At 37.8% G+C, this 26,764-nt stretch carries 22 protein-coding genes and 1 other annotated feature; of the genes, 17 read left to right on the top strand and 5 right to left on the bottom strand.

Annotated features, from left to right (window positions below; translation table 11 throughout):
• Nucleotides 1-392 precede the first annotated feature (392 nt).
• From GTH25_RS05575 to GTH25_RS05565, 3 genes are all read left to right on the top strand, one after another.
• Nucleotides 393-1,709, top strand: coding sequence for an HAAAP family serine/threonine permease (locus GTH25_RS05575; RefSeq protein ID WP_075672497.1), 1,317 nt, complete (start codon nucleotides 393-395; stop codon nucleotides 1,707-1,709).
• Nucleotides 1,710-1,833: 124 nt separating this feature from the next.
• A complete protein-coding gene (locus GTH25_RS05570) occupies nucleotides 1,834-3,198 on the top strand; it encodes an L-serine ammonia-lyase (protein WP_075672499.1) in 1,365 nt (454 codons plus the stop codon).
• Nucleotides 3,199-3,557: 359 nt separating this feature from the next.
• Nucleotides 3,558-5,228: a formate--tetrahydrofolate ligase gene (locus GTH25_RS05565; RefSeq protein ID WP_099659783.1), complete on the top strand. Its 1,671-nt coding sequence runs from the start codon at nucleotides 3,558-3,560 to the stop codon at nucleotides 5,226-5,228.
• 149 nt (nucleotides 5,229-5,377) lie between these two features.
• Here GTH25_RS05565 and GTH25_RS05560 read toward each other — a convergent pair whose 3' ends face one another.
• Nucleotides 5,378-6,580, bottom strand: coding sequence for a serine hydrolase (locus GTH25_RS05560; RefSeq protein ID WP_075672503.1), 1,203 nt, complete (start codon nucleotides 6,578-6,580; stop codon nucleotides 5,378-5,380).
• Between the two features lie 157 nt (nucleotides 6,581-6,737).
• Between GTH25_RS05560 and GTH25_RS05555 the strand changes: the two genes are divergently transcribed.
• Nucleotides 6,738-7,358, top strand: a complete 621-nt coding sequence (locus GTH25_RS05555; protein ID WP_164530378.1) for a glutathione S-transferase family protein — start codon at nucleotides 6,738-6,740, stop codon at nucleotides 7,356-7,358.
• 1 nt (nucleotide 7,359) lies between these two features.
• Here GTH25_RS05555 and GTH25_RS05550 read toward each other — a convergent pair whose 3' ends face one another.
• On the bottom strand, nucleotides 7,360-8,181 hold the full coding sequence (locus GTH25_RS05550) for an SDR family oxidoreductase (protein WP_075672507.1): 822 nt from the start codon (nucleotides 8,179-8,181) through the stop codon (nucleotides 7,360-7,362).
• A 357-nt stretch (nucleotides 8,182-8,538) separates the two neighbouring features.
• Nucleotides 8,539-8,668: a sequence feature (His leader region), on the top strand.
• 44 nt (nucleotides 8,669-8,712) lie between these two features.
• Between GTH25_RS05550 and hisG the strand changes: the two genes are divergently transcribed.
• Genes hisG through hisIE form a run of 8 tightly spaced genes read left to right on the top strand, consistent with a single transcriptional unit; the run spans nucleotide 8,713 to nucleotide 15,839 of the window.
• On the top strand, nucleotides 8,713-9,612 hold the full coding sequence (hisG, locus tag GTH25_RS05545) for an ATP phosphoribosyltransferase (protein WP_075672509.1): 900 nt from the start codon (nucleotides 8,713-8,715) through the stop codon (nucleotides 9,610-9,612).
• A gap of 6 nt (nucleotides 9,613-9,618) precedes the next feature.
• Nucleotides 9,619-10,947, top strand: a complete 1,329-nt coding sequence (gene hisD / locus GTH25_RS05540) for a histidinol dehydrogenase (RefSeq protein ID WP_075672511.1) — start codon at nucleotides 9,619-9,621, stop codon at nucleotides 10,945-10,947.
• The gene (gene hisC / locus GTH25_RS05535) at nucleotides 10,937-12,019 is read left to right on the top strand and encodes a histidinol-phosphate transaminase (protein WP_075672513.1); all 1,083 of its coding nucleotides are present in this window, start codon (nucleotides 10,937-10,939) and stop codon (nucleotides 12,017-12,019) included. Before hisD ends, hisC begins: the two co-directional genes overlap by 11 nt.
• Before the next feature lie 46 nt (nucleotides 12,020-12,065).
• Complete coding sequence (hisB, locus tag GTH25_RS05530) at nucleotides 12,066-13,133, top strand: bifunctional histidinol-phosphatase/imidazoleglycerol-phosphate dehydratase HisB (protein WP_164530377.1); 1,068 nt, start codon at nucleotides 12,066-12,068, stop codon at nucleotides 13,131-13,133.
• Nucleotides 13,133-13,723: an imidazole glycerol phosphate synthase subunit HisH gene (gene hisH / locus GTH25_RS05525; RefSeq protein ID WP_075672517.1), complete on the top strand. Its 591-nt coding sequence runs from the start codon at nucleotides 13,133-13,135 to the stop codon at nucleotides 13,721-13,723. Before hisB ends, hisH begins: the two co-directional genes overlap by 1 nt.
• A gap of 6 nt (nucleotides 13,724-13,729) precedes the next feature.
• Complete coding sequence (hisA, locus tag GTH25_RS05520) at nucleotides 13,730-14,467, top strand: 1-(5-phosphoribosyl)-5-[(5-phosphoribosylamino)methylideneamino]imidazole-4-carboxamide isomerase (RefSeq protein WP_075672519.1); 738 nt, start codon at nucleotides 13,730-13,732, stop codon at nucleotides 14,465-14,467.
• The gene (gene hisF / locus GTH25_RS05515) at nucleotides 14,449-15,222 is read left to right on the top strand and encodes an imidazole glycerol phosphate synthase subunit HisF (RefSeq protein ID WP_075672521.1); all 774 of its coding nucleotides are present in this window, start codon (nucleotides 14,449-14,451) and stop codon (nucleotides 15,220-15,222) included. Before hisA ends, hisF begins: the two co-directional genes overlap by 19 nt.
• Nucleotides 15,222-15,839: a bifunctional phosphoribosyl-AMP cyclohydrolase/phosphoribosyl-ATP diphosphatase HisIE gene (gene hisIE / locus GTH25_RS05510; RefSeq protein ID WP_075672523.1), complete on the top strand. Its 618-nt coding sequence runs from the start codon at nucleotides 15,222-15,224 to the stop codon at nucleotides 15,837-15,839. The genes hisF and hisIE overlap by 1 nt, the downstream gene beginning before the upstream one ends.
• 147 nt (nucleotides 15,840-15,986) lie before the next feature.
• Here the strand turns inward: hisIE and yiaY are convergent, their stop codons facing one another.
• A complete protein-coding gene (gene yiaY / locus GTH25_RS05505; RefSeq protein ID WP_075672525.1) occupies nucleotides 15,987-17,138 on the bottom strand; it encodes an L-threonine dehydrogenase in 1,152 nt (383 codons plus the stop codon).
• A gap of 313 nt (nucleotides 17,139-17,451) precedes the next feature.
• On the opposite strand from yiaY, the gene GTH25_RS05500 reads away from it, so the two are divergent.
• The 3 genes from GTH25_RS05500 (at nucleotide 17,452) to GTH25_RS05490 (ending at nucleotide 21,916) form a co-directional block, all read left to right on the top strand.
• Nucleotides 17,452-17,949, top strand: a complete 498-nt coding sequence (locus GTH25_RS05500) for a YbaK/prolyl-tRNA synthetase associated domain-containing protein (RefSeq protein WP_075672526.1) — start codon at nucleotides 17,452-17,454, stop codon at nucleotides 17,947-17,949.
• 431 nt (nucleotides 17,950-18,380) lie between these two features.
• A complete protein-coding gene (locus tag GTH25_RS05495) occupies nucleotides 18,381-19,730 on the top strand; it encodes a dicarboxylate/amino acid:cation symporter (protein ID WP_075672527.1) in 1,350 nt (449 codons plus the stop codon).
• Nucleotides 19,731-20,563: 833 nt separating this feature from the next.
• A complete protein-coding gene (locus GTH25_RS05490; RefSeq protein ID WP_164530376.1) occupies nucleotides 20,564-21,916 on the top strand; it encodes a dicarboxylate/amino acid:cation symporter in 1,353 nt (450 codons plus the stop codon).
• Nucleotides 21,917-22,063: 147 nt separating this feature from the next.
• Here the strand turns inward: GTH25_RS05490 and nfsB are convergent, their stop codons facing one another.
• Nucleotides 22,064-22,717: an oxygen-insensitive NAD(P)H nitroreductase gene (gene nfsB, locus GTH25_RS05485; protein ID WP_075672529.1), complete on the bottom strand. Its 654-nt coding sequence runs from the start codon at nucleotides 22,715-22,717 to the stop codon at nucleotides 22,064-22,066.
• A gap of 99 nt (nucleotides 22,718-22,816) precedes the next feature.
• Between nfsB and GTH25_RS05480 the strand changes: the two genes are divergently transcribed.
• Nucleotides 22,817-23,185, top strand: coding sequence for a winged helix-turn-helix transcriptional regulator (locus tag GTH25_RS05480; protein ID WP_075672530.1), 369 nt, complete (start codon nucleotides 22,817-22,819; stop codon nucleotides 23,183-23,185).
• Between the two features lie 217 nt (nucleotides 23,186-23,402).
• Here GTH25_RS05480 and gndA read toward each other — a convergent pair whose 3' ends face one another.
• On the bottom strand, nucleotides 23,403-24,809 hold the full coding sequence (gene gndA, locus GTH25_RS05475; RefSeq protein WP_023581264.1) for an NADP-dependent phosphogluconate dehydrogenase: 1,407 nt from the start codon (nucleotides 24,807-24,809) through the stop codon (nucleotides 23,403-23,405).
• 244 nt (nucleotides 24,810-25,053) lie between these two features.
• On the opposite strand from gndA, the gene GTH25_RS05470 reads away from it, so the two are divergent.
• On the top strand, nucleotides 25,054-26,634 hold the full coding sequence (locus tag GTH25_RS05470; RefSeq protein WP_075672531.1) for a TerC family protein: 1,581 nt from the start codon (nucleotides 25,054-25,056) through the stop codon (nucleotides 26,632-26,634).
• Nucleotides 26,635-26,764 lie beyond the last annotated feature (130 nt).

Raw genomic sequence — 26,764 nt, 5'->3', positions numbered from 1 at the left:
ACTTTAAAATTGGAAAATTATTTCAAAATGTTTTAAAAACCCCCCTCTAAAACACAAAATATAAAAAATGTTACATTTTCAGGTTTTTCAGTTATATTTAGCATTTGAGATGGTGATCACGGTAGTTTATCCTGAAAAACACTATATTCTGCACCTCTTAAGTCTGGATATAAACTTATTGAATATTTTTTCAAATTTTGAAAGAGCTTAATTCTTTTGAAATTTAAAGATTTTTATCTGTGATAATTGAAGATATTGAGATAACACCAGGTACTCAATGCACTCATTTATTCATAATTAAATTTATGCCGTGATTTTTTCTAAAAAGAAATACAATCGCGCTCTTATTTTTTATTCATTATTTTTTTTACCGCGTTATTTCGGAGAGTATTATGGATACAACCAAAGTTGGTTCTATCGCGTCGGGTAACACCCAAGGTGATTACAAAGCATGGCGTAAGTCAGATACAGTATGGATGTTAGGTTTATACGGTACGGCTATCGGTGCTGGTGTTCTATTTTTACCTATCAACGCAGGGATTGGTGGTTTAATTCCTCTGTTGATCATGTTAGTACTTGCATTCCCAATGACCTTCTTTGCACACCGTGGTATGTGCCGCTTTGTGTTATCAGGTAAAAATCCAGGTGAAGATATCACTGAAGTTGTTGAAGAACACTTTGGTAAAACAGCAGGTAAATTAATCACTCTGCTCTATTTCTTCGCAATTTATCCTATTCTATTGGTTTATAGTGTTGCTATCACCAATACAGTAGAAAGCTTTATTGTGAACCAAATGCACATGGCTGCACCACCTCGCGCAATTTTATCACTGGTACTTATTGTTGGTATCATGTCGATTATTCGCTTTGGTGAACAAGCTATCGTTAAAGCAATGAGCGTATTAGTATTCCCATTTGTTGCAGTTCTAATGATCTTAGCACTGTATCTGATCCCTGAGTGGAATGGTGCGGTTCTTGAGACTCTCTCTTTTGATCACGCAACAACATCAGGTATGGGTCAAGGACTATTAGTAACCTTATGGTTAGCTATCCCTGTAATGGTGTTCTCTTTTAACCACTCTCCAATCATCTCTGCGTTTGCTGTGGCGAAACGTGAAGAATACGGCGAAAATGCTGAGAAAAAATGTTCACGCATTTTAGCTTATGCGCACATCATGATGGTTATCACTGTAATGTTCTTCGTGTTTAGCTGTGTATTTAGCTTAACACCAGAAAACTTAGCAGAAGCTAAAGCACAAAACATCAGTATCCTGTCTTACCTTGCTAACCATTTTGAAGCACCAGTTATCGCTTATATTGCTCCATTTATTGCTTTCGTTGCGATTACTAAATCTTTCTTAGGCCACTACTTAGGTGCTCGTGAAGGTTTCAACGGTTTAATCATCAAATCACTGCGTGAAAAAGGTAAAACAATCGAGAAAGATCGTTTAAACAAAATCACTGCACTGTTTATGCTGGTTACAACTTGGATTGTTGCAACATTAAATCCAAGCATTTTAGGTATGATTGAAACTTTAGGTGGCCCAATCATTGCAATGTTACTGTTCCTGATGCCTATGTATGCAATCCGTAAAGTACCAGCGATGAAAAAATATGCAGGCCATATTAGCAACGTATTCGTTGTAATCATGGGGCTTATCGCAATCTCAGCAGTTTTCTATAGCTTAATTAACTCTTTCATGGGCTAATAAGGCATCTGATGGCTACTTTCCGAAAGGAAGTAGCCATCACAGCTTTAGATTTCAAAACTGACACTTAACACTCTAATAATCACACAGTTGCGCCTTTAAATTAATTAGGGAGGCGAATATTATGGTTAGCGTCTTTGATATTTTTAAAATTGGTATCGGTCCTTCAAGCTCACACACTGTAGGCCCAATGAAAGCAGGTAAGGAATTCGTTGATTTACTTGCTGAAAAAAATCTCCTCTCTTCTGTTTCCCGCGTTATCGTTGATGTTTATGGCTCTTTATCTTTAACAGGTAAAGGTCACGCAACTGATATTGCTATTATTATGGGACTCGCAGGAAATTTACCTGATACTGTCGATATTGATTCTATCGCCCCATTTATTAAACAAGTAGAAACAACTGGTCGTTTAATGCTGGCAAATGGCATTAAAGAAGTCGATTTTCCGGTTGAGGGCGGTATGAACTTCCATACAACCAACCTACCCCTCCATGAAAATGGCATGACCATCACCGCGTATAACGGTGAACAGGTTTTATTGAAGAAAACCTACTATTCAATTGGTGGCGGTTTTATTGTTGATGAAGAGCATTTTGGTCAACCTGAAGAAAATTCGGTTCAAGTTCCTTATCCTTATCAATATGCGGCTGATTTACGTCGTCATTGCAAAGAAACTGGGCTTTCTTTATCTGCATTAGTGATGCAAAACGAATTAGCATTACGCAGTAAAGAAGAGATTTCGGCTCATTTCGCAGCTGTTTGGGAAGTGATGAAATCTGGAATTGAGCGCGGTGTAAATACCGAAGGCTTATTACCAGGGCCTTTACGCGTACCTCGCCGTGCTTCTGCATTACGCCGTATGTTAGTAACCGAAGATAAAACCACAACCGATCCAATGACAGTTGTTGATTGGATTAACATGTTTGCCCTTGCCGTGAATGAAGAAAATGCGGCGGGAGGACGTGTTGTAACAGCACCAACAAACGGTGCTTGTGGCATTATTCCAGCAGTCTTATCTTACTATGATAAATTTATTCGCCCTGTGAATGAAAACTCTTACACCCGCTTTTTCTTAGTTGCTGGTGTTATTGGTTCACTTTACAAAATGAATGCATCTATCTCAGGTGCGGAAGTGGGTTGCCAAGGCGAAGTTGGTGTTGCTTGCTCAATGGCAGCAGGCGCATTAACTGAACTTTTAGGCGGTAGTCCAGAACAAGTTTGTATCGCAGCAGAAATTGCGATGGAGCATAACTTAGGACTTACCTGCGACCCAGTGGCAGGACAAGTACAAGTTCCTTGCATTGAACGTAATGCTATCGCGGCCGTACAAGCCGTAAACTCATCTCGTATGGCTTTACGTCGTGTCAGTGATCCTCGTATTTGTTTAGATAAAGTTATCGAAACAATGTACGAAACAGGCAAAGACATTAACGCTAAATATCGTGAAACGTCTCAAGGTGGATTAGCCATTAAAATTTCTTGTGACTAAACCTGAGAGTCTCAATACAGATATTTATAATATATAAGGCGCTGATATCAGTGCCTTTTTTGTTTATTAATATCAATCTCAATACTTTTTTTTATATCATCTTTTTTGTATGAGATTAAATTGTCATCCTTAGTTAAAATACGTTTTTTCAAAAACGCAAAGCACCACTCAATAGTGATAATTTAAAGTAAAAGTAGGAGCTAACAATAAATATTATTTAAATGGCGTGACAATGAACGCGTTATCTAAAGTAAATAACTACAAATTAATCAATCTATTGGTGATATTTAGATTATTGTCTAAAGTTGATAAGTAAAGATCACTAGAGACATCAATAAGCGGGATAAACGAGAACTAAAATGAAATCAGATATTCAAATCTCCCAAGAAGCACACCTCTTACCTATTCAGGACATTGCTAAAAATTTAAATATTAATCAAGACGATATCGAGTTTTATGGCAAATACAAAGCTAAATTTAGCCACAGTATTTGGTCAAAAGTTGCGACAAAAAAAACCGGAAAGTTAGTTTTAGTTACAGCCATTAACCCAACGCCTGCTGGTGAAGGTAAAACAACGGTCACTGTGGGACTAGGACAAGCACTTAACCATCTTGGAAAGAATGCCATTATTGCGCTACGTGAGCCCTCTTTAGGTCCTTGCTTTGGCATTAAAGGCGGGGCAACGGGAGGTGGTTATTCGCAAGTCGTTCCAATGGAAGATCTCAATCTTCACTTTACTGGCGATTTTCATGCTATAACCTCTGCCAATAACTTACTTGCAGCCATGCTTGATAATTCAATTTATCAGGGAAATCCTTTAAATATCGATCCTAAAAAAATCGTGTTTAAACGTTGTATGGATATGAACGATCGCGCTTTACGTAATATTGTTGTGGGATTAGGTGGCGAAAAAGACGGTATCACAAGAGAAGATAATTTTGTTATTACTGTTGCTTCTGAAATTATGTCTATCCTCTGTTTAGCAGAAGATATTGGCGATTTAAAACAGAGGCTTTCTCGTATTATTGTTGCCTATTCTTATAATGGTGATCCTATTACAGCAAACGATTTGCAAGCTGTCGGAGCAATGGCAAGTTTATTAAAAGATGCAATTAATCCTAATTTAGTACAAACACTCGAAAATACGCCAGCCATTATTCATGGAGGCCCCTTCGCTAATATTGCACATGGATGCAATAGCGTAAGAGCAACAAAATTGGCACTTCAACTTGCAGATATTACCGTAACAGAAGCCGGTTTTGGTGCCGACTTAGGTGCTGAAAAATTCTTTGATATAAAATGTCGGATCAGTGGATTACGCCCTGATTGTGCCGTCATTGTTGTAACCACTAAAGCGCTAAAATATAACGGTGGTTTAAGTAAAGGTGAATGGAATAATGAAGATTTAGTTGCCCTTGAAAAAGGGATTGTGAATCTTGAAAAGCACATTGAAAACCTTAAAAAATATGGCTTACCGGTGATTGTCTCTCTTAATGCTTATGTCACTGATAGTATTGCAGAGCATCAGTTTATCGAACAATTTTGCCAAGATAGAGGTTGTCGATTCGCAATTACCAAAGTGTGGGAAAAGGGAGGCGAAGGTGGCATTGAATTAGCTAACCAAGTTATTGATACTCTTGAAAATGAGCATAGCCAATTTCAATTAATCTACCCTAATAACGTACCTCTGAGTAAAAAAATCAATACCGTTGCAAAAGAAATTTATGGTGCAAATGGTGTGACTTATAGCCAACATGCTCGCAAAATGTTGGATAAAATAGAAAGTATGGGCTTTTCTCATTTTCCTGTTTGTATGGCAAAAACTCAATATTCACTTTCAGATAACCCCGCCTTATTGGGTCGCCCGACTGATTTTACAATCAACGTTCGTGAAGTATATGTTTCTGCTGGTGCTGGTTTTGTTGTCGCTTTAACAGGTTCTATCACAACAATGCCTGGATTACCGAAAACCCCTGCTGCTATCACTGTGAATGTTGATAATCAAGGTAAAATCGATGGGCTTATTTAAGTTCTAGACTAGAGATATTCCCTTATTTTATTGAATATAAAAAATCCGTAATCATTAAATAATTACGGATTTTTCTATAAAAATAACAACTAGTCTTTCTTTTTGGGTGAGAAACTCAGTAACGCTTTGTTAAAGCTATTATTGGGGAATTAACCAAAAATAGCATTAAACCAACCAGATACTGTTTTAACAACAAAATCCCAAATACGACTAAAGAAACCACCTTCTTTAACAGTTTCTTTTACCACTAATGGGCGCTGTTCAATGATCTCGTCATTTAATAAAAAGTTAACCGTACCTACAACCTGATTTTGCGTTAATGGTGCTTCTAGTACTGGATCCGTTAGAGTAAAAGAGGCTTTTAGATTTTTCAATTCACCTTTAGGAATAGTGATTGAAGCATCATTAGCAACACCTAACGAAACTTCGCCTTTATCGCCGTACCATACTTTTTGTGTAGTCAGTGGTGTATCTGCTTTTACTGGTGTTACCGTTTCAAAAAAGCGGAAACCCCAACCTAATAATTTTTCACTTTCAGCAAAACGCACTTTATCTGATGGTGTTCCTAAAACAACAGCAATTAAGCGCATATTACCTTCCGTTGCCGAAGAGACAAGATTGTACCCTGCCCCATTAGTGTGACCTGTTTTCACACCATCGACATTCATATTCTTATTCCACAATAAACGGTTACGATTTGGCTGACGAATATTGTTGAATGTAAATTCTTTTTCTTTATGAATTTCATACTCTGAAGGTACATCGCGGATCATAGCTACTGTAAGTAATGCCATATCTTGTGCAGTGGTATATTGTCCTTCAGAATCTAACCCATGAACGGTTTTAAAGTGTGTATTTTTTAAACCAAGATTGTTAGCGTAGGAATTCATTAAATCAACAAAGGTTTCCTGACTACCTGCAACATGTTCTGCTAAAGCAATGCTGGCATCATTACCTGATTGAATAACCATGCCCCGGTTTAAATCAATTACTTTGACCTGATCACCCGGTTTTAAGAACATCAATGATGATCCCTTTAATACCGGATTTCCTGTTGCCCATGCATTACGCCCTACAATCACCGTATCGTCAGGTGACATACGGCCTTCTTTAATAGCTTGTCCAACAACATAGCTACTCATAATTTTTGTAAGACTGGCAGGATCTAAACGCTCATCAGGTTTTTCTGATGCCAGAATTTTTCCGCTGTTGTAATCCATTAATACATAAGATTTTGCCTCTATTTGAGGAGGCACCGGATTATTTACCGCAAATGAAGGACTAGAAATAATTAGCAGTAAACCCATTCCCGCGGTAACCTTACCCAGAACAGATGGAATATTTTTTTTCATTACCGATCACCCTTTTATATCAATTTGTTAAAGCTTTCCTACTATATGGCTTTCTGGAATAAGACGCCAACATTGATATATAGAGATTTATCTTATATTCATATTTAGCGCCCTATAGAGGGAAATTTTATTACTTATCGTGGTTTAGGAGACCTTTATGTTAAAAGTCTGGGGTAGAAAAAACTCATCTAACGTTAAAAAAGTTCTTTGGTGCTTAAAGGAACTAAATGTTCCTTATGAACAAATCGATGTTGGAGGCCCTTTTGGTGGACTCAATGAAGCCAATTATTTAGCTATGAATCCCAACGCTTCAATTCCAACCTTACAAGATGATGACTTTGCTTTATGGGAGTCTAACACCATTATTCGTTATTTATGTGCAAAATATGAAAATAACACACTCTATCCCATTGATCCTAAACAACGAGCAAATGTAGAAAAATGGATGGATTGGTCAAATGGCAGCTTATTTGCTCCCATTCAACAAATGATGATCACGATTGTTCGTACACCTAAAGAGCAACAAAACCCTGAGATTGTTAACACATTGAAAGAGAAGCTTAATAAATTAATTAAAATTGCTGATGACCAACTTGCAAAAACAGATTACTTTGCAGGAGATGCATTCTCCCTTGCTGATATGGCGATCGCACCATTGGTCTATCCATGGTTAGAAGTTTGCAAAGATAGACCTCACTTCCCTCACATTGAGCGTTGGTTTGCACAATTAAGTGAAAGACCTATTTTCCGTGATATCGTGTTACTACCTGTCAATTAAGTTAATTCATCGGCATTTTGTCGGGATCTGGATAATGGTAATGGAATCCAAGATCTCGACAGATCTCCTGACCATCAATTTCTCGTATTAAAGGCTTCTCTTCGTCAGCAAATTCTGGCGGAATAAGGTCGAGTTGATTTGACACTCTTGAATAGAAATCTTTCTTTTTAGGGTGAATGGGGGCACATAAATTATATAAATGACCACCTTCATTCTGTGCAAGAAGTTGTTCAACAGCAAAAATCACATCATCCAAGTGGACTAAATTAACGCATTGATGAGCGCCTTTGACCTGTTTTTTACCTGATAAAAAACGTCCTGCATGACGCCCCGGCCCGACTAATCCAGCTAATCGAAGAATATCAACTGTGGTCAACGGTAAACGATGTAGCCAATTCTCAACTTCCGCTAACATTTTTGCTGATTGTGTTTCTGGTCGAATATCCATTTCTTCCGTGATGTTACCTGTTTGATTGCCATATACAGAAGTAGAGCTAATGTAAATGACTCTCGTAACATGTCGAGACATTGCGCTATCTACCAGCGTTTGAATGGCTTCAACATAATCATAACCACCACCAGCTGCACTTGGCGGTAACGTGATAATCAGGACGTCCGTTTCCATTAAGTAATCAAAATCATCTCTATCACATTCAATTGCGGGTGTTAAATTCACTAAACAGCAGTCAACGCCACTCATTCTTGCTGCTTCTACGCCATCTTCGGTGGTTTTAGTCCCTTTAACTTGATAGCCTGCATCACGCAACGCAACGGCAAGTGGTAAACCTAACCAACCTAATCCTACGATGGTTATTCGTTTCATTTTGCTCCCCTACTTAAATGGCTTAGTCAAAGTATGCTATAAAATTTTCGTTTCGCCATTACTTATAAATACTACTTATATTTCGTGAACGTTTAGTATCTCCCTATATACTCGCCTACTTGTTCTATTAAGTAAATAAGAGAAATATTAAAATTACATTAAAAACAAAAGGTTACAAAATAATTAAATTATTATTAAAAAATAGGTTGCTTTCTGCTTTGCAAATCATGTAGGTTGAAAGGCAGACAAATTCTAAATGCAGGTTACTAAATACAGATTAACAGTAACGGGCATTATTAAATAACAAATAGTGTTATTAGCTAGGAAAATAATTATGTATAGCATTCAACTAAACCACCATCATCACCATCACCCTGACTAGTCTTTCAGGCGATGAGTGCTGGAAGACGTTTAAGAAACGCTTCCGGTGGTCTGAATGCAGATAACAACTAAAACCCCGGAAGGCAACTTCCGGGGTTTTTTTATAGCTAATTTTCACCACAAAAATACGGATAATGATAGGGTAATATTATGTTAGATAAAGCAAGATTAAGAATCGCAATGCAAAAATCAGGACGTTTAAGCGATGATTCCCGTGCTCTTTTAGCGCGTTGTGGCATCAAAATTAACTTAAATCAACAACGTCTGATTGCTTACGCTGAAAATATGCCAATCGATATTTTACGTGTTAGAGATGATGATATCCCAGGGTTGGTAATGGATGGCGTTGTTGATTTAGGGATCATCGGTGAAAACGTTTTAGAAGAAGAATTATTAAAACGTCGCTCTCAAGGTGAAAACCCAAGTTACCTGACGCTACGCCGTCTCGATTTCGGTGGCTGTCGTTTATCTCTGGCAACTCCTGTCGATTTCGATTATCAAGGTGCGGAATGCTTAAATAATACTCGTATCGCAACCTCCTATCCAAATCTGCTCAAACGTTATTTAGATCAAAAAGGCATCAAGTTTAAATCGTGTTTATTAAATGGCTCTGTTGAAGTCGCGCCTCGTGCGGGCCTTGCTGACTCTATCTGCGACTTAGTTTCTACTGGTGCAACATTAGAAGCGAATGGATTAAAAGAAGTTGAAGTGATTTATCGCTCAAAAGCATGCTTGATCCAACGCGATGGTGAAATGGAAGCTGATAAGCAAGCACTTATCGACCGCTTACTGACACGTATCCAAGGTGTTATTCAAGCAAGAGAATCAAAATATATAATGTTACACGCACCAAGTGATTGCCTTGAAGAGGTGATTGCATTACTTCCGGGAGCTGAAAGGCCGACTATTTTACCTCTGGCGGGTGACCAAAATCGTGTTGCAATGCACATGGTAAGTAGCGAAACCCTATTCTGGGAAACAATGGAAAAGCTTAAAGCATTAGGTGCAAGTTCAATTCTTGTTTTACCAATTGAAAAAATGATGGAATAAGGTGAAATGATGAAAACGGGTTTTAATACATTAACTTACTGGAATAAATGCACTAAAGAACAGCAACAAGTGCTATTAACTCGCCCTGCTATTTCTGCATCAGGTTCAATTACAGAACAAGTTGCTAGCATCATTTCACAGGTACGCAATGATGGGGATAAAGCGCTTAAAGCACTTAGCCAAAAATTCGATAAGGCAGCGCCGGAAAGTGTTTTGGTGTCAAAATCGCAAATCGATGAAGCTTCATCAAAACTTGATAGCAAAATAAAACAGGCGATAGCACAAGCGATGAATAATATTCGTCGCTTTCATGAGGCGCAAATTCCTAACACTATCAACGTGGAAACGCAGCCTGGCGTATTTTGTCAGCAAGTCAGCAGACCCATTGATGCAGTAGGACTTTATATTCCCGGAGGTTCGGCGCCATTACTGTCAACGGTAATGATGTTAGGTATTCCAGCCCGTATTGCTGGTTGTCGCAAAGTGATTCTTTGCTCACCGCCCCCTATTGCTGATGAAATTTTATATATTGCTCAACAAATTGGTATTGATGAAATCTTCCAAGTCGGTGGCGCGCAGGCGATTGCAGCCATGGCGTTTGGTACTGAATCTATTCCTAAAGTTGATAAAATTTTTGGCCCCGGTAATGCTTATGTAACTGAAGCAAAGCGTCAAGCAAGTCAATCGCTACAAGGTGCTGCAATCGATATGCCAGCAGGGCCTTCTGAAGTGCTAGTGATTGCTGATGCGAACGCAAATCCTGCATTTATTGCTGCTGACTTACTTTCGCAAGCTGAACATGGCCCTGATTCACAGGTTGTATTATTAACACCTGATGAAACACTCGCCAAAGCCGTTATAGCTGAAACTGAAACACAACTGGCACTATTAAGCCGTGCCGAAATCGCGAAACAAGCACTTGCAGAAAGCCGGGTCATTATTACTCGTGATCTTGACCAGTGTATTGAAATCAGTAACAGCTATGGCCCAGAACACTTAATTATTCAAACCAATGATGCTGATGCTCGTGTTGATAGCATTACCAGTGCTGGCTCTGTTTTCCTTGGTGCTTGGTCACCTGAATCAGCAGGAGATTATGCTTCTGGTACTAATCACGTTCTGCCGACTTATGGCTATACAGCAACCTACTCAAGCTTAGGCTTAGCTGATTTTATGAAACGCATGACAGTACAGAAACTCACCGCCCAGGGTTTATCTGATTTAGCACAAACCATTGAAATATTAGCGCAAGCGGAACAACTCACTGCACACAAAAATGCTGTCACACTTCGTGTTAACGCTTTAGCTCAGGGGAAAAAGAGTGATGAAAACTAAATTTGATATCAATACACTTGCAAGAAAAAATGTACGTGAATTAACACCTTATCAATCTGCTCGACGCTTAGGGGGAAATGGTTCTGTTTGGTTAAATGCAAATGAATACCCTATCGCGCCTGACTTTACTTTTAATGAAAAAAACTTAAACCGTTACCCTGAATGTCAGCCTGTTAACGTCATTAATCGCTACGCAAAATATGCAGGTGTAGAGACTAACCAAGTCTTAGTTAGCCGTGGTGCAGATGAAGCTATTGAGCTTCTTATTCGTGCTTTTTGCGAGCCGGGTAAAGATGCCGTACTTTATTGCCCACCAACATATGGAATGTATAGCGTTAGTGCTGAAACTTTCGGTATAGAACAGCGTGTTGTCCCTACACTTGCTAATTGGAGTCCAGATGTCAAAGCCATCGCATCACAGCTTGATAATGTAAAACTTATCTATCTGTGCAGCCCTAACAACCCGACAGGAAATATTGTTGAACCTTCACTGATCCGCGATGTATTGGAGCTTGCTAAAGGTAAAGCTATCGTTGCAGTTGATGAAGCTTATATTGAGTTTTGTCCACAAGCATCAATTGTTTCGTGGCTAGAGGATTATCCAAATTTAGTTATTTTACGAACCTTATCGAAAGCATTTGCATTAGCAGGGCTTCGTTGTGGATTTACACTGGCCAACCCACCTGTCATTGAATTATTACTGAAAGTGATCGCACCGTACCCACTTTCAACACCTGTTGCAGATATTGCTGCACAAGCATTAACAGCAGCAGGCATTGAGATAATGAAAAAGCGAGTGGCAGAAATTTCACGCAACAGAGCCATTTTATCTGATTCGTTAAAAAAATTGCCTAATGTTGAACAGGTTTATAACAGCGAAACCAACTATATTTTAGTGAAATTCACTGATGCGACTCTGGTTTTCCGTACTTTATGGGAACAAGGGATTATTTTACGCGATCAACAGCGTCAATATGGGCTTAATGGCTGTTTGCGTATTTCTATCGGTACAGCTGAAGAATGTGATAGCGTGATTAATGCTATAAAAAATATTCAAACTACAAACGCATAAAACATTAAAAACGATAACAACAAATCGCAACTGAGGGATCTCAACCATGAGCCAAAAAATTCTTTTTATTGACCGTGATGGCACTTTAATCACTGAGCCACCAACAGATTACCAAGTTGATAGACTTGATAAACTTGCCTTTGAAAATGGCGTGATCCCCGCACTGACTGCGCTGCAAAAAGAGGGTTATAAACTCATTATGATCACCAATCAGGATGGATTAGGCACTGAAAGCTTTCCTCAAGCAGATTTCGATCCGCCTCATAATTTAATGATGCAAGTTTTTTCATCTCAAGGGATCACTTTTGATGATGTGTTAATTTGTCCTCATAAACCTGAAGACAACTGCCCTTGTCGCAAGCCAGAAACAGGGCTTGTCACCCAGTATTTAGTTGATGGCGCACTCGATAAAGATAACAGCTATGTCATTGGCGATAGACAAACTGATATTCAGTTAGCTGAAAAAATGGGTATCAAAGGCCTGCTTTATAATGCCAATGAACTCAACTGGGCTGTTCTCACAGAGCAACTAACGAAAAAAGATCGCTATGCCCACGTTGAGAGAAAAACTAAAGAAACACAAATTGCGATCGATGTTTGGCTTGATCGTGAAGGCAATAGCCAGATCAGCACCGGTGTCGGTTTCTTTGATCATATGCTTGATCAAATTGCCACACACGGCGGCTTTCGTATGAACATCAATGTTAAAGGTGACTTAGTTATTGATGATCACCATACGGTGGAAGATACCGGTCTTGCTTTGGGTGAAGCATTACGTGAAGCATTAGGTGATAAACGAGGTATTGCTCGTTTCGGCTTTACATTACCAATGGATGAATGCCTTGCAAGTTGTGCGTTAGATATCTCTGGTCGTCCACACCTTGAATACAAAGCCGAATTTAAATATCAGCGTGTCGGTGATTTAAGTACAGAGATGATTGAACACTTTTTCCGTTCACTCTCTTACACCATGGGATGCACATTACACCTGAAATCGAAAGGCAAAAACGATCACCACAAAGCTGAAAGCTTATTTAAAGTCTTTGGCCGTACATTACGCCAAGCCATTCGTGTCGAAGGCAATACTTTACCAAGTTCAAAAGGTGTTCTGTGATGAAAGTGGTTATTCTTGATACGGGTTGTGCCAATTTAGCCTCTGTCGCTTACGCCGTGAAGCGACTTGGTTATGATCCAATTATTTCCTATGAAAAAAATGTTGTGTTATCTGCGGATAAACTCTTTTTACCCGGTGTTGGAACTGCTAGGGCCGCGATGGAACAACTCAAAGTACGCGAGCTAATTCCGCTAATTAAAGCGTTAACACAACCTGTTTTAGGTATTTGTTTAGGAATGCAAATATTGGCTTCACTAAGCGAAGAAGGTAAAGATATTCCTTTATTAGGTTTAGTTGATGGCACCATTGATAAGCTTGATACGGCAGGATTACCACTACCTCATATGGGTTGGAACCAAGTATTAGCAAAACCAGGACATCCTCTTTTTCGTGATCTTGGTGATGATGCTTGGTTCTATTTTGTTCATAGCTACGCTTTAGCGCTCAATGAATCGACGATTGCTGAAACTGAATATGGTTCGCGTTTTAGTAGTGCAATTCAAAAAGATAATTTTTATGGAGTGCAATTTCACCCAGAGCGTTCAGGAAAAGCCGGTGCTCAACTTATCAAGAACTTTTTGGAGATGTAATCCGTTATGATTATTCCAGCATTAGATTTAATTGATGGAAAAGTAGTTCGTTTACATCAGGGTGATTATGCAAAACAGCGTGATTATGATGATAATCCACTGACTCGCTACCAACAATATGAGAAAGATGGTGCAAAATTACTTCACTTAGTGGATTTAACAGGTGCAAAAGATCCTTCAGCTCGCCAAATTCCGCTGTTAAAAGAACTTGTTGCTTGTGTCACTGTACCTGTACAAGTAGGTGGTGGCATTCGCACAGAAGATGATGTGAAATCGCTACTTGATGCAGGGGCAAGTCGAGTTGTTATTGGCTCAACTGCAGTCAGCCAACCTGAAATGGTAAAAACATGGTTTGAACGCTATGGTGCAGAAGCCATTGTGTTAGCCCTCGATGTTCGTATTGATAAACAAGGTAAAAAATGGGTAGCTGTCAGCGGTTGGCAAGAAAACTCATCCTATACACTTGAAGATATCATCGAGCTTTATCAAAGTGTGGGTTTAAAGCATGTATTGTGTACTGATATTTCTCGTGACGGCACATTAGCGGGTTCTAACGTCGAACTGTATAAAGAAATTAGCCAGCGTTTTCCCGATATTTTATTCCAAGCGTCGGGCGGTATTGGTGATTTACAAGATATCGCAGATCTTCCAGCATCAGGTGTTGCCGGTATTATTGTTGGTAGAGCATTATTAGAAGGCAAGTTTACATTAAAAGAGGCGATATCATGTTGGCAAAACGCATAATTCCTTGTCTTGATGTCCGAGATGGACAAGTTGTTAAAGGTGTTCAATTTCGTAATCATGAAATCATTGGTGATATTGTTCCTCTCGCTGAACGCTATGCCAAAGAAGGTGCGGATGAACTGGTATTTTATGATATTACAGCATCTTCTGATGGCCGTGTTGTTGATAAAAGCTGGGTATCGCGTGTCGCTGAAGTGATTGATATTCCTTTTTGTGTTGCTGGTGGTATTCGCTCTGTTGAAGATGCAGGGAAAATTCTCTCATTTGGAGCAGATAAAATTTCGATTAACTCCCCTGCACTTTCTGATCCTTCACTAATATCTCGTTTAGCGGATCGCTACGGTGTGCAGTGTGTTGTTGTGGGTATTGACACTTGGTTTGATGAAAAAACCGGTGAATATTTAGTTTATCAATTCACAGGCGATGAAAAACGAACACAACAAACGCACTGGAAAACCCTCGATTGGGTACGTGAAGTTCAGAAGCTAGGCGCGGGTGAAATTGTTTTAAATATGATGAACCAAGACGGCGTGAGACAAGGCTATGACCTAAAACAACTTGCTCTAGTACGCCAAGTTGCAGATGTTCCTATTATTGCATCAGGGGGAGCTGGCGAAATGTCACACTTTCTTGATGCATTTAAATTAGCCAATGTTGATGGCGCTCTTGCAGCCTCTGTTTTTCATAAACAAATAATTAATATCAACGAACTAAAACAGTATCTTGCAAAGAATGACGTTAAGGTAAGAATATAATGAATAATGAAACATTAGCGCAATTAAATTGGGAAAAAGTCGATAATCTCATGCCTGCGGTTATCCAAAATGCCATTTCAGGCGATGTATTAATGCTAGGTTATATGAACAAAGAAGCATTAAATGTCACTCTAAAAAGTGGAAATGTTACCTTCTATTCACGCACTAAACAGCGTTTATGGACAAAAGGTGAAACCTCAGGCAACTTCCTAAAATTAGTCAATATTTATCCTGACTGTGATAACGATACTTTACTTATTTTAGCTAATCCTATCGGTCCTACTTGCCATAACGGCACTGAAAGTTGTTTTGCCCCAGCACAAAGCCAATGGGGATTTCTCTATGAACTTGAGAATTTATTACGTGACCGCAAAAATGCCTCACCAGATAGCTCTTATACTGCCCGCCTTTATGCCAGCGGTACAAAACGTATAGCCCAAAAAGTGGGAGAAGAAGGCGTAGAAACCGCGTTAGCTGCCACTGTTAATGACCGAGAAGAGCTAAAGAATGAAGCCTCAGACTTGCTCTATCACTTAATGGTGCTATTACAAGATCAATCATTATCACTCTCTGATGTAATAGGTTGCCTTCAAGAGCGCCATAAAAAAGCTGAATAATTTCCAGTTAATCAACATCCTCTAGAGCTAGCAGACTAGAAAGCGATACATAAACAAAAAAGCACCTCATGAAAAATTCTGAGGTGCTTTTATTACGCGGTTAAGAGATAAAATAACAAACATTAGTTGTTATTTATTTCTTACACATTACATTGCTTTGCGGAATAACTCGATAACATCACTTTCAGAACCCTGCACTGGGTTAGTGATTGCACAAGCATCTTTCAACGCATTTTCAGCTAATGTCTTGAAGTCTTCTTCTTTCACGCCTAATTCTTTCAGGCCTGCTGGAATACCAACATCTTTAGCCATTTTACGAATTTCTTCGATACATGCTTTAGCGCCTTGCTCATCGCTCATAGCAGAAACATCAACGCCCATTGCTTGCGCAATATCTTTTAAACGACCTGCGGCTGCTTGAATGTTATAAGCTTGAACATGAGGTAATAAAACCGCATTACATACACCATGAGGCAAGTTATAGAAACCACCTAATTGGTGAGCCATAGCATGCACATAACCTAAAGAAGCATTATTAAATGCCATACCTGCTAAGAACTGAGCGTAAGCCATGTTTTCACGAGCTTGTGCATCACCACCATTATCAACCACTTTACGTAAAGATTCGCTGATCATAGTGACTGCTTTTAATGCACATGCATCAGTAATTGGGTTTGCAGCAATTGAAACATACGCTTCAACAGCATGAGTTAATGCATCCATACCTGTTGCAGCGGTTAAACCTTTTGGCATACCAATCATTAATTCTGAATCATTTACAGATAAGAGTGGTGTAACGTTTTTATCAACGATAGCCATTTTAATATGACGCGCAGTATCTGTGATGATACAAAAACGTGTCATTTCTGAAGCTGTACCTGCTGTGGTATTAATAGCAATAAGTGGTAATTGAGGTTTTTCAGAGCGGTCAACACCTTCATAATCTGCAATTTTTCCACCATTAGAAGCGACTAACGCAATACCTTTCGCGCAGTCATGTGGAGAACCACCACCTAAAGAAATGACACAGTCACATTGATTTTCTTTCAGCAGAGCTAAACCCGCTTCTACGTTTTCAACAGTAGGGTTTGGTGCAGTTCCGTCATAAGTTACGCTAGAAATACCAGCTTCTGTCAGTAACTTACTGACTTTATCAACAACACCCAGTTGATTTAAAATGCTATCAGTGACGATCAACGCTTTATGAAAACCGAAGTCTTTCATTGAACTCACAGCTTCAGCAAGACAGCCAGCACCAATTTTATTTACAGAAGGGATATAGAATGTTGAAACTGCCATTATTGACTTCCTTTTTAGTAATTAAATCTACGTTTTAATATGTTCTATTCTTTTTGTTCTTAAATTGATCATCATCAAAATAATGAATAAATATCAATTTATTTATAATATTAGTACACGAATATAATATTGGTAATCTAATTACCCTATTAATTCAATAGGATAATACTATTAACATGTTATTATTTGTAATAAAATAATTTGAAAAGCTTATCAAAATAATCAAAACCAGCCGTGAACATCACAGCAGAAAATTTTTTTTAAAGTCGTATAATGCCTCTAAAGAAATAACTTATTAAATCAGGAGTCATTGATGTCTTTGACTATTTTTGAGCAACTTACTGCTTTATTAGATAAAAACCACGCTACTTATCGTGTTATGGAACACCCTACCGCAGGTCGTTCTGAAGAAGTTGCAAAAATCAGAGGAACACAATTAGGACAGGGAGCAAAAGGACTAGTTTGCCATATAAAAGGTAACGGTATTAAACAACATGTTCTTGCGATATTGCCTGCTGATAAACAAGCCGATCTATCAAAACTCGCTCACCAAATTGGTGGAACAAGGGCATCTCTAGCCAGCCCTAAAGAAGTGGACGATCTTACCCAATGTGTATTTGGTGCTATCCCTCCTTTTAGTTTCCACCCTTCATTAAAACTTGTAGCGGACCCTCTGCTCTTTGAACGGTTTGATGAATTAGCTTTTAATGCAGGTACATTAGAGCGTTCAATTATTCTTAATACGCAAGATTACAAACGTATTGCACAACCTGAATTAATCTCTTTTATTCGAGATGAAGAAAGTGAGTAATAAAAATAACTGATTTATTTTTAACAATTACCCTAATCATAATTCAGTTAAGGGTAATTGTTATCATGATATCTATTCTTATTGTATATATAGATTTACACACCAGAAAGTAATATTAGATAATCTAACCTAAAAAAACGCCAACATTTAACACCAAAAATAATCAATAAATCAGAATAAATTCCATTAATTTCATATTACCTTGGCTATAACGCTACAGAATGTACAAAACAGAAATTTTTAACTATTTTTTTCGATTCAGCACTCAATAATTAACTAAATAGATTTTATGTTATTGACCTGATTTACTCGTACATTTAAGTTAGCTCCAATAAAAATACAATAATGTAAAATCTTATTTACATGTCGGTTATTTTCTAACATACAAATAAATATATAAACAATGTACCAATAGGTGCAGGGAAATCTTCATGCAAACTTCAACTAAAAAACAACCACTTTATAAAGTGCTATACGTGCAAGTTATCGTCGCCATCTTACTCGGTATCTTGCTTGGGCATTTTTACCCTGACGTGGGTGAATCCTTTAAACCGCTTGGTGATGGATTTATCAAAATTGTAAAAATGATCATCGCACCTGTTATCTTCTTAACTGTGGTAACAGGTATTGCAGGTATGAATAATATGAAAGCGGTAGGTACTGTCGCGGGTAAATCCATGGCTTACTTCCTGACTTTCTCTACCATTGCATTAATTATTGGTTTGATTGTCGCGAATATTATTCGTCCTGGTGATGGATTGAATATTTCCCCTGCCTCATTAGATGCAAGCAAAGTAGAAAGTTATGTAGCAAAAGCACATGACTCTTCGATTGTTGGTTTCTTGATGAATATCATCCCTGATACTGTTGTCAGCCCATTAGTTAACGGTAATATCTTACAAGTTCTGTTTGTTTCTGTGGTCTTTGGTATTGCCTTAGCGTCTATTGGTACTCGAGGAGAGCCGGTTCTTAAGTTTTTACAAAACTTTTCTGAACCTGTATTCAAAATGGTCGGTATGCTAATGAAATTAGCCCCTATCGGTGCTTTTGGTGCAATGGCCTTTACTATTGGTAAGTATGGTATTTCATCAATCAGTAACTTGGTATTACTTGTTCTAACTTTCTATATAACTTCATTATTATTCGTTCTTGTCGTGTTAGGTGCTGTTGCAAAATATAACGGCTTCTCTATTCTCTCGTTAATTAAATATATTAAAGATGAACTTTGGTTAGTATTAGGTACCTCTTCTTCAGAAGCAGCATTACCTAGCTTAATGCGTAAAATGGAAAATGTAGGTTGTAAAAAATCAGTTGTCGGTTTAGTTATTCCAACAGGTTATTCCTTTAACTTAGACGGTACTAACATCTACATGACCATGGCGGCTCTATTTATTGCACAAGCGACAGGTATTGATCTTTCATTGACAGAGCAGATCACACTACTCTTAGTTGCCATGATAAGTTCAAAAGGTGCAGCGGGTGTGACTGGTGCTGGTTTTATTACTTTAGCTGCCACCTTATCTGTTGTACCTAGTGTTCCTGTCGCGGGTATGGCATTAATTCTAGGAATTGACCGCTTTATGTCAGAGTGTCGTGCATTAACTAATCTTGTGGGTAATGCTTGCGCCTGCATAGTTGTTGCTCGTTGGGAAAATGCTTTAGATAAAGAAAGAATGAATGATGTCTTTAGTGGCAGAGCATCAAGTGAATTTATTGAAGATGCTCCATTAGCGCCTATTGAAATTGAATCTGACAATGCAATTAAAATCCCAGTAAAATAAAGACCATTTTCTATGATCTATAAAAGAGCGCTGATGTGCTCTTTTATTTTTTATATTCCTTACCACTACGAACAAACACTTGTCTTTTTTATAATTTATTTATTATTGTCTCTTTTTCTCATAGATTATTCTTTGCTTATTTTTATGATTTTTTAAATATTGGTTGGGTGGTTCTGCCATAATAATTGTTAGTAGTATTGTTCTTTTTTATATCGTTGTTGTGTCACCGTATTTTTTCTCTATATATCGCTATTTATTTTGTTGCATTTGCTTTAGCAATAAAAACTCTGTTTTCTGCAATCATGCTACTTCGTTTTTTTATCTTGGTAAGAGATACTTCAGAGTTTCCTTCAATACTCGCCTTTATTATTATTCTTTCTGAATGCTTATTTGTTTGTTGCTAGAGTTTGTTTATATTGAAGGGTTTATCAGTGATTTATTTTCACGTGGAAAAAATATAATAAAAACAAATAATTGTAACTAAAACCTCTCCCTACTTCGCCTTATCCATATTTTTACATTTAAATTATTTTATTTACCAAAAAATAAAACAAAATATACATAATTTTAAAGAAATACGACAAGTTAAAACAAAATAGAATTTCATTAACCTATTGATTTAAGAAAAATAAATTCTACAAATAGCAATAAATTGAAATTAAATCTAATTTTTTAGATGAAGAGCACAATATTTGATAAAATCAACTTTATTTTATTGACCTGATTTACGCATACCTTTAAGTTACCTGTCACAACAAAATAAATGTAAATAATAATTTACATCATAATTTCTTTTTTATTTAGTCAATATCTTTCAGTTACAGGGAATTTTTATGCAGACTTCATCCCGCAAGCTCCCCTTTTATCGTGTGTTATATATCCAAGTTATTATTGCTATCATTTTCGGTATTCTATTAGGACATTTTTACCCTGATATTGGTGAGTCATTCAAACCTTTGGGTGATGGATTTATCAAAATAGTAAAAATGATCATCGCACCTGTTATCTTTCTAACCGTAGTGACAGGCATTGCTGGTATGAATAATATGAAAGCCGTCGGAAAAGTAGCAGGTAAGTCAATGATTTACTTTCTTACATTTTCTACGATTGCACTCATCATTGGATTAATCACTGCCAATGTTATTCGTCCTGGTGATGGTTTAAATATCTCTCCTGAGTCATTAGATAGTAGCCGAGTAGAAATGTATGTCACACAGGCACATAACTCTTCTCTTGTTGATTTTTTCATGAATATCATCCCTGATACTATCGTTAGCCCACTAGTAAACGGTAATATCTTACAAGTACTGTTTGTTTCTGTGATTTTTGGTTTGGCGTTGGCGTCAATAGGCTCACGAGGCGAACCTGTATTAAAATTCTTACAACACCTTTGTGAGCCTGTCTTTAAGATGGTTGGTATGCTAATGAAGTTAGCGCCGATTGGTGCTTTTGGCGCAATGGCTTTTACAATAGGTAAATATGGTATTTCTTCCATTGGCAATTTAATGTTGTTGGTAATTACTTTTTATTTAACAGCATTACTTTTTGTGTTAGTGGTTTTGGGTGCGGTTGCTAAATATAATGGCTTTTCTATCCTCTCTTTAATTAAGTACATAAAAGATGAGCTCTGGCTTGTATTAGGTACTTCTTCATCTGAAGCCGCACTACCTACATTAATGAATAAAATGGAAAAACTGGGTTGTAAAAAATCAGTCGTCGGCTTAGTTATTCCTACGGGTTATTCCTTTAATTTAGACGGTACTAATATTTATATGACTATGGCAGCCCTGTTTATTGCGCAAGCAACAGGCGTAGACTTGTCATTAACCGAACAAATTACATTACTCTTTGTTGCCATGATTAGCTCAAAAGGCGCGGCTGGTGTGACTGGAGCTGGTTTTATTACTTTAGCTGCAACATTATCAGTAGTGCCTAGTGTTCCTGTCGCTGGTATGGCATTAATTCTAGGTATCGACCGTTTTATGTCAGAGTGCCGAGCATTGACCAATCTTGTGGGTAATGCTTGCGCCTGTATTGTTGTTGCTCGCTGGGAAAAAGCCTTAGATAAAGAGAGAATGAATGATGTTTTTAGTGGGAAAATATCCAAAGAGACCCTTTTAGATACTGCTCTTACATCAGATAAAATAAATGAAAAAACACATTATATAAAAGCATCTGAACAATAATTTTTATATTTCTTAATAAAGAACAAATAAAAAGAGAGTATTTAAGTACTCTCTTCTTAAGCAAGAACGATAATCATTAACTAAAATAAAAGCTATAATGAAAAAACCTCTCTTAATAAAGTGAGGTTTAAATCAAAAACTTAAAATCTAAATATCTGTGATAATTTCACTTTGTGGCAATCTTGATTTTGGCAAATTGTAGTTGAAATCATCTTCTTCCCTATAACCTAATGCAACAATTGCCACAGCATGAAGACCTTTATCATTTAAAGAAAATGTTGAATCTATTTTTGATAAATCAAAGCCTTCCATTGGAAGAGCATCTATTCCTAACGTTGCAGCACCTAGTAATAGTGATCCCATATTTAAATAAACCTGTTTCTCTATCCAATGAGATAAATCACCAAGTTGTTTTTCATGTAGATTAACAAAAAATGATCTTGCGAGATTATTTTGCTCTTTAAATTCAGCTTCTGGATATCGTCCTGCTTGATCTTCTAATTCAAGCAAATGAGAGAGATATTCTTCAGATAACGTATTTCTTGCACACATAACCACAACATGTGAAGCACTTAATATTTTCTCTTTATTGAACTCATACCCCCCTTCTGTTGAGCCAGCAATTTTCTGCTTAGCATCATCAGTTTTCGCGATGATAAAATGCCATGGTTGAGTGTTCACACTTGATGGGCTTAGTTGTAATAATGCTTTAATTTGTTCTAATTCTTGCTCAGGGATCACTTTGTTTTTATCAAAATGTTTTGTCGCATAACGTGTTTTCAATATCTTTAATAAATTCATTTATTACACCTATTCCAAAGTAAGACACTTGTATCGGGCACATTTTAATTATAATTTACTATCTGGCAAGTACGTACAATTTATGTATATAGGATACAAATGGATACTGTCAAAAAGAATAGATATAACGACTACACCTATGATGGATGCCCTGTTGAAGCGTCTTTAGAGCTAATGGGAGGTAAAGGAAAAGGTATGATCCTTTACCATTTACAGGGAAAAATACTGCGATTTAATGAGCTAAAAAGAAAACTTATTTCAATAACGCCTCGAATGCTGACTAAACAGTTACGTGAACTTGAATCTGATGGACTTATTGAGCGCAAAGTGTACGCTGAGATTCCGCCCAAAGTTGAATATAAACTCAGTGAAGATGGAGAATCACTCTCTCACGTTTTAGCGGCACTACAAAGCTGGGGAGAAGAAAGAGCAATACCTCTATTAGAAAGATCTGCCAATAGAAAATGATATGTGAAGATTGAGGTCGACACTTTTTAGTCACCTTACCTTATACCATTCAATATTATGCACAAGCACAACAACTGCTGGTAAAGTTAATAGTAGTGTTGTTTATACCCTGCAATATAAATAATTGGATATTTATTTTCATTAAATAAAAAAGGTACTCAATTTGAGCACCTTTTCTTTGTTATATTTTAATTATATAACCTAATATTAAATCTATTTATTCCATCCACTCTGTGTGGAATACGCCATCTTTATCAGTACGTTTATAAGTATGCGCACCAAAGTAGTCACGTTGAGCTTGGATTAAGTTTGCTGGCAACACTTCTGCGCGATAGCTATCGTAGTAAGAAATAGCCGCAGAGAATGTTGGAGTAGGAATACCTGCTTGTACACCATAACAAACAACATCACGTAGAGCTTGTTGGTAATCATCAGCGATTTGTTTAAAGTATGGTGCTAACAGCAGATTTGCAATACTTGCATCTTCGTTATAAGCATCTGTAATTTTTTGCAGGAATTGAGCACGAATGATACAACCCGCACGGAAAATCTTCGCGATTTCACCGTAGTTTAAATCCCAGTTATATTCGTCTGATGCAGCTTTCAGTTGTTGGAAACCTTGGGCATAAGAGACAATTTTACCTAAATACAGTGCGCGACGTACATTTTCAATAAAGGCTTTTTTATCGCCAGAGAATGCTTTAGGTGTTGGGCCTGATAATACTTTAGATGCAGCAACACGTTGATCTTTTAATGAAGAGATATAACGAGCAAATACAGACTCAGTGATAAGAGTAACTGGTACACCTAAGTCTAAAGAGCTTTGGCTAGTCCATTTACCTGTACCTTTATTTGCCGCTTCATCAAGAATAACGTCAACAAGATATTTACCTTCGTCATCTTTTTTACGGAAAATATCAGCAGTAATTTCGATCAGGTAGCTACTTAATTCACCTTTATTCCACTCGGTAAAGGTTTCTGCTAATTCTTCATTAGTTAGACCTAAAGAGTGTTTTAATACTGAATACGCTTCTGCAATCAGTTGCATATCGCCATATTCGATACCGTTGTGAACCATTTTCACATAGTGACCCGCACCATCAGCACCGATATAAGTCACACAAGGTTCACCTTCAGCAACAGCCGCAATTTTTTCAAGGATTGGCGCAACTAATTCGTAAGCTTCTTTTTGTCCACCCGGCATGATTGAAGGACCTTTTAATGCGCCTTCTTCACCACCAGAAACACCAGTACCAATGAAGTTAAAACCTTGTGCTGATAATTCACGGTTACGACGAATGGTATCTTTAAAGAAAGTATTTCCGCCATCGATAAGGATATCGCCTTTATCTAAATGCGGCGTCAAAGCAGCAATTGTTTTATCCGTTGCTTCACCCGCTTTTACCATTAATAAAATACGACGCGGTTTTTCTAACGAATCAACAAACTCTTCAATAGAATAATTCGGAACCAGTTTTTTACCTGGATTTTCAGCGATAACTTCGTTGGTTTTATCGCTTGAGCGGTTGTAAATGGATACAGAATAACCACGGCTTTCAATATTTAGCGCAAGGTTACGTCCCATTACTGCCATACCAACCACGCCGATTTGCTGTTTTGACATGAAAATAACTCCCGTCTGAAAATAAACCTGCCAGTATCACTGTACTGACAATGTGTTAACCTGATCACATAGTAACGCACTCTCATCATTGGTGGTAGTTATTGATGCAATCGATATCGCACTCTTTCACGCAAAATGAAATTATTACCTTTATATTAATAATAAATTATTGAAAAATTCCTGCAAATTGCTCATTATTCCCTTGTCGGCATATGCCGTCTTTATAGAAGGTAAAACAAACTGTATGGAATGGATCTTGGATCCGACGATCTGGGTAGGACTCTCCACCCTAATTGTTCTCGAAATCGTACTTGGTATTGATAACCTTGTTTTTATTGCTATTCTGGCAGATAAACTCCCAGCAAAACTAAGAGATAAAGCACGTATAACAGGCTTATTGTGTGCCCTTGTTATGCGGGTTGTGTTGTTATTTAGCCTTTCTTGGCTTATCACTCTGACAAAACCTCTTGTTACACTGTTTGATCATCCTTTCAGTGCAAGAGACTTAATTATGCTTCTCGGAGGGATATTCTTGCTGTTCAAGGCCACCATGGAGCTTAATGAACGGCTAGAAGGTAAAGATCACAACGAGGGAAAACAACGTAAAACAACTAGCTTTTGGTCTGTTGTTGCCCAAATTATCGTGCTGGATGCAGTATTCTCGCTTGACTCAGTAATAACTGCTGTGGGTATGGTTGATCATTTAGGCGTTATGATTGCAGCTGTTACTATCGCAATGCTCTTGATGATCCTGGCAAGTAAACCTTTAACAAACTTCGTCAATAACCACCCAACCATTGTTATCTTGTGTTTAAGCTTCTTGCTGATGATTGGTTTTGCATTAGTTGCCGAAGGCTTTGGTTACGCCATTCCAAAAGGTTACCTGTATGCAGCGATTGGCTTCTCTATCATGATAGAAGTCTTTAATCAGTTAGCACAATTTAACCGTCGCCGTTTCTTATCAGCTTCTCGTTCTTTACGTGAACGAACAGCAGAAGCGGTGTTACGTATTATTAATGGTAAGCCTGAATCATCCGAATTAGATCATCACACATCTGATTTAGTCTCTGATGCTGAAGAGGTGTTTGATCCTCAAGAACGTCAAATGATTGTACGTGTGCTTGGTTTAAGTCAACGTAATGTGAACAGTATCATGACTTCTCGCCATGATGTTGAATATGTAGACTTGAACGCAACACAAGATGATATCCGCCAATTATTGGAAAAGGATCCTCACTCTCGCCTAGTGATTACTGATGAACAACACAGTGATGAACCTGTTGGGGTTGTTAATGTGATCCAACTGTTAAACCAACAGTTACGTAATGAACCACTAGACTTACGTTTACTGGTCACACAACCGCTGATTTTCCCTGAAGGTTTATCCTTGCTGCAAGCGTTAGAGCAATTCCGAAGTGCGCATACTCACTTTGCCTTTGTCGTAGATGAATTTGGTTCAGTAGAAGGGATCGTGACGCTAACTGACGTTATGGAGACCATCGCGGGTAACTTACCAGTCAGTTCTGAAGAAAACGATTCACGTCACGACTTGGTTCAAAATGAAGATGGTTCATGGACAGTTAACGGCTTTACACCACTTGAAGACTTAGTGCTTTATATTCCAATCAAATTGGATGAAAAACGTGAGTATGAAACCTTAGCCGGCTTATTAATGGAACATTTACAACGTGTTCCAACTGTTGGTGAAAAGATCCTTATTGATGGCATTGAATTTGAGCCGTTAGAAGTGAACAACCATCGGATTAATAAAGTTCGGATCGTTGAGCCCACACCAGAAGATGAAGAAAACGTTGACGAAGCGTAATTCTTATCAAATAGCAAAATATCCGCCTTTAAGGCGGATATTTTTTATCTGAAGATAGTACCTACTGGAAAATAATATACGTACCAATGTCTGCGTTAAAATAGTCTGGTTAACCTCTATTGAAGGAGGA

It is taken from the genome of Proteus terrae subsp. cibarius (genome assembly GCF_011045835.1).
GTDB classification, from domain to species: Bacteria; Pseudomonadota; Gammaproteobacteria; order Enterobacterales; family Enterobacteriaceae; genus Proteus; species Proteus cibarius.
Note: the sequence above shows the minus strand (reverse complement) of the source record. Positions and strands in the feature narration are given on the sequence as shown.